At 44.7% G+C, this 4,279-nt stretch carries 4 protein-coding genes; all 4 read left to right on the top strand.

All coding sequences use genetic code 11. The annotated features are described in order from the left end of the window. A partial coding sequence (locus IT392_12850; GenBank protein ID MCC6545363.1) for a serine/threonine protein kinase occupies nt 1-1,158 on the top strand: 1,158 nt, incomplete at its 5' end. A 53-nt stretch (nt 1,159-1,211) separates the two neighbouring features. Further along, nucleotides 1,212-3,164, top strand: coding sequence for a tetratricopeptide repeat protein (locus IT392_12845; protein MCC6545362.1), 1,953 nt, complete (start codon nt 1,212-1,214; stop codon nt 3,162-3,164). A gap of 14 nt (nt 3,165-3,178) precedes the next feature. After that, entirely contained in the window at nt 3,179-3,694 is a 516-nt protein-coding gene (locus IT392_12840; protein MCC6545361.1) for a hypothetical protein, read from the top strand. Between the two features lie 70 nt (nt 3,695-3,764). Beyond that, nucleotides 3,765-4,279: hypothetical protein (locus IT392_12835; protein ID MCC6545360.1), on the top strand; the 515-nt coding region annotated here is incomplete at its 3' end.

Below are 4,279 nucleotides of genomic sequence, written 5' to 3'. Positions count from 1 at the left end.
GGTAAAGGCTCGATGGGCATGGTATTCCAGTCCCACGATCCGAATCTTGATATACAGGTAGCCCTGAAAGTGCTGCGGCATGACCGGGTGGTCAGCGAGGCATTTGTATTGAGGTTCCTGTCTGAGGCAAAGGCCCTGGGCCGGCTTGATCATCCCAACATTGTCAGGGTTTATAACGTTGATAAGTCAGAAGACACCGTCTATATTGCCATGGAATTCATTGAGGGAGAGTCGCTCAATGAAGTTATGAAAAAAAAGAGGTTTAGTCCTGAAGAGATTATAGAGTTTGGAATCACAGTGGCTGAAGCGCTTGATTACGCACATCAGAAAGGTATCGTTCACAGGGATGTCAAACCGAGCAACATCCTTGTGAGGCCAGACGGCAGACTTAAAATCACAGACTTCGGCATTGCCCGGATTGAAGATCCTGAAGGGCATCAGCAAACGCAGGCAGGGGAAATCCTCGGTACACCCGCTTACATGTCCCCTGAGCAGGTTGAGAGCAAACCGGTTGACGGACGTTCCGATCTCTTTTCCCTTGGTATAATCTTGTATGAATTGAGCACTGGTAAAAGGCCTTTTAAAGGAGAAAACCTTGCTTCTGTTTTTAACTCAATCATAAAAGAAAGGCCCTCAGAGATACGGGAGATATCACCGTCCATCCCGGAAGAGTTATCTGCGATTATAATGAAATGCCTGGAGAAATCACCGGACGATCGTTTCAAGACAGGAAGAAAGCTGGCAGGGGCATTAAAAGACTGCATTAAAAAGGAAGAACCTGCGTCAGTCGCTATTCCGGCAGCAGAAAGGAAGGAAAAGAATAAATTCCCTGTCTTATTAATTGTGATAGCCATTGTTGTATTAGGAGGGATTTCTTCTTATTTAATATTCGGGAAGGCAGCGCCTCCGCCTATTGAAAAGAAAATAGTTCCGGCTTATCTTCAAACAGAAAGCTCGCCGCCGGGTGCAAACGTTTTTATTAATGGCATGTTCAAGGGGAAAACCCCTGTCCGGCTTGAGCTTTCACTGGAAGAAAAATATGAGGTCCGCATGACCCTTCCGGATTACCATGACTGGGAGGCACAGGTACAGTTAAAAGACAAAGGCGAGACACCGCTCTTTGTGGAATTAATTCCAATTGAAAATGCAGGGAAATAAGGACCTTTGAAAATAATTGAATAATCTAACAGCTTTTTATGGAGGGTTTACTTATGAATAAAATGATTAAGCGCTGTATCTTTTCAATGATGATTTTTATGAGTATCATGCTTGTCGGCAGTGTTTCTCATGCCCGGATATCTTCCGGCCAGACTGCCCCTGTATTTTCCCTTCACGATATAAATGGAAAGAACTTTGATCTGTCAATGATGAAACAGCAGCAGCTTACTATACTGTATTTTTTTGATATTGAATCAAGACCGAGTCAGGAAGGACTATTGAGCCTTAACAATTTGATAAAACAGTATAAGGGAGCAGACCTTGCAGTGTGGGCAATCACTATATCTGACAAAGAAAAGGTGGCCGGTTTCGCAAAGAGTACCGGTCTTGGTTTCCCGATCCTTCTGGACAATTCATCAGTCAGCAGTCTTTATAATGCCGGAATGATCCTGCCTACTGTTTGTATTATTGGGCCCGGCATTAAAGTAATTGACTATTTCCAGGGCGGCGGGAAGGCAACTGAGACAATGCTTGTAAAGGTAGCTGAAACAGAGCTGCAGAGAAAAAATGTGAGGTTTGCAAAGTCTATCAGCGATGAGGTGATCAGGAAAAATCCTCAGAATGTAAAGGCAAAGGCGATCAAGGGTTATGCTGCTTTGAAGGAAGGTGACATTAAAGAGGCAGAAAAATCATTTAATGAACTTCAAAAAGGGAAAGAGGGAAGAGTCGCTGGTAAAGAAGGGATGGCAGCAGTCTATGCCAGAAAGAATCAGCCTGAAAAGGCTCTTCAATTGGTGAGAGAGGTGGAGAAGGAGGCTCCGGACAGGTCTTATGTGCATGTTATTAAGGGGGACATCCTCTACTCGCAAAATAAAAAGAAAGAGGCAGAGGAAGAATATCAGACTGCGGCAAAGAAAAAGGACGCTGAGCCTTATCAGGAAGGGGTAAAGTACAATCAGCTCGGCAGACTTTATGCCAGTTCAGGGGAATACAAGAAGGCTCAGGAACTTTATGACAAGGCAATTGCTATTGACCCTTACTATATTGAGGGGACAACAAATAAAGGTCTTGCATATGAAAAAGAGGGAAAGTGGGACAAGGCGCTTGAGTCCTATCGCCAGGCGCTCGAAGTTGACAAGAATGATACCTTTGCATTGGTGCTCGCGAAAAAGGCCCAGGAGATGTTAGATTTTCAGAAAGATGCTGATCGCAGGAAAAGAACTGATGCGCTGGTAAAGGATCTGGCAGAAAGATATCGCTCGCAGAAAAGTATCTTTCCTAAGAGTGAAGACACATGGACATCACGGCCTATGGTGCTTTCTTTTGTTGATTTTCAGGACAAGGGTGGACTATCTGAGAGGGACGGATTATCTGCTGTTTTAATGGCTGAGCTTGCTGATCACCTGAATAGCTCTGGAAGGGTAAAGGTAGTAGAGCGTATTCTCATTGATAGACTTCTTGAAGAATTAAATCTTGGATCTTCTGATCTCGCAGATCCTGAGACTGCCCTTAAACTTGGCAAAATACTGGCGGCCAGATTGATCGGAACGGGCGCTATTTTTTATTTGCCCGATTCAACGATGTTAAGCATGAGGCTTATAGATACCGAAACATCGGCTATTGCGCAGGTGACTACCAAAAAGTTTGAAGAACCTGTATCAGTTGAAAAAGAACTATTTCAGCTCAACAGGGAAATACTTAAAACCATCATATTAAAGTACCCTCTGCGCGGTTACATAGTAAAAGACTCAGGAGATCAATTTATTGTAAATCTTGGTTCAAATCAGGGTGTGGTGCCTGGTATAAGGTTTGAAGTTATAGAAGATCAGGAACCGGTGAAATATAAGGGGAAGACCCTCAAGGCATCGCCTAAATCAGTGGCTGTAATCGAGGTCGTCAGCGTGGAACCGGACATGTGTTTTGTACGTGTAATATCACAGGAAAGGAATCTGAAGGCTGATGACAAGGTTCAGGAAAGGATAATAGAAACCGCAATGGCGAAGTAATCAGAGGTATATAGATGAAAATTCCATTCAAAATATTATGTCCCCCCTTTTCTAAAGGGGGGTTATATTGCCTGTTTCTAATTATCCCGCTGTTGTTCATTTCCTGTGCATCTACTGTAAGAGAATCCAGGGAAGTTACAGTAGCTGTGTGGGACCTGGAGGATTTGAGCCCTTCCACATCAATTCGGCCCGTTCTCGGGGAACTGCTCTCTGGCCGTATTATTGAGACGCTGTCTAACAGGGAATATACCGTCATCGAGAGAGAGCGCCTGCTTATTGCACTTAAGGAATTAAACCTTGGAACGACCTCGCTCGTTGATGAGGCAACCCGATTAAAGCTGGGTAAGTTGATGGGGGCCAGATATATGGTTTTCGGCGGTTATCTTATTATCGGAGGCCAGATGCGTCTTGACCTTCGTATGGTTGAGGTGGAGACAGGGAAGGTGGTGAGGGCCGTTCAAAAAACTACAGCGGCTGGAGATCTGTCAGGCTGGATTGATGCTGCCCAGAAGGCTGCTGAGGGGTTGTGATGATCCTGCGATGGTGGACAGCTATTTAATATTATGTTAATTTAGATCAATTAAAACAGGAGGCAGGATCATGAAGAAACTTGTTGTATTTGTTGTTATTATTATATCAGGGCTTTTTTTGGCAGGAACAGGTTTTGCCCAGTCTGGCAGCCAGGTCTTCTATAAATATGGGACAGCAAATTTGAAGGATGACAGAGGCGGACAGGCATTCACAGATACCTACGGACTTATGGGGAAAAATGATGGAGACAGCGGTGCAGTCATTGGTGCCGGACTGGATATACCGCTGGCAAAGCTGTTTGGCAACACCCTGCTCGGTGAGTTCATGGTGGAGTATGCCAGATTCTCTGATAAAAATGTCCTTCAGACCTCAAGTGTCCTTAAAGAAGAGGCATTGGAGGATGACGGACCAGGCGGAACAGTTGGCTATAAGACCTCCACTGTCAACGTCTCGGAACTGAATGTAGTGTTTGCCCCTAAGTATCGCTTTGAGTTCGGAAAGCTCAGGCCATGGATCATCCCTGCAGGTCTCGCCTTCATGGTGAATTCTCCGGCATCCAATGACACTTCATATCTTGATACAGG

This window comes from Nitrospirota bacterium (assembly GCA_020846775.1).
In the GTDB taxonomy this organism is placed as follows: Bacteria; Nitrospirota; 9FT-COMBO-42-15; order HDB-SIOI813; family HDB-SIOI813; genus RBG-16-43-11.
Note: the sequence above shows the minus strand (reverse complement) of the source record. Positions and strands in the feature narration are given on the sequence as shown.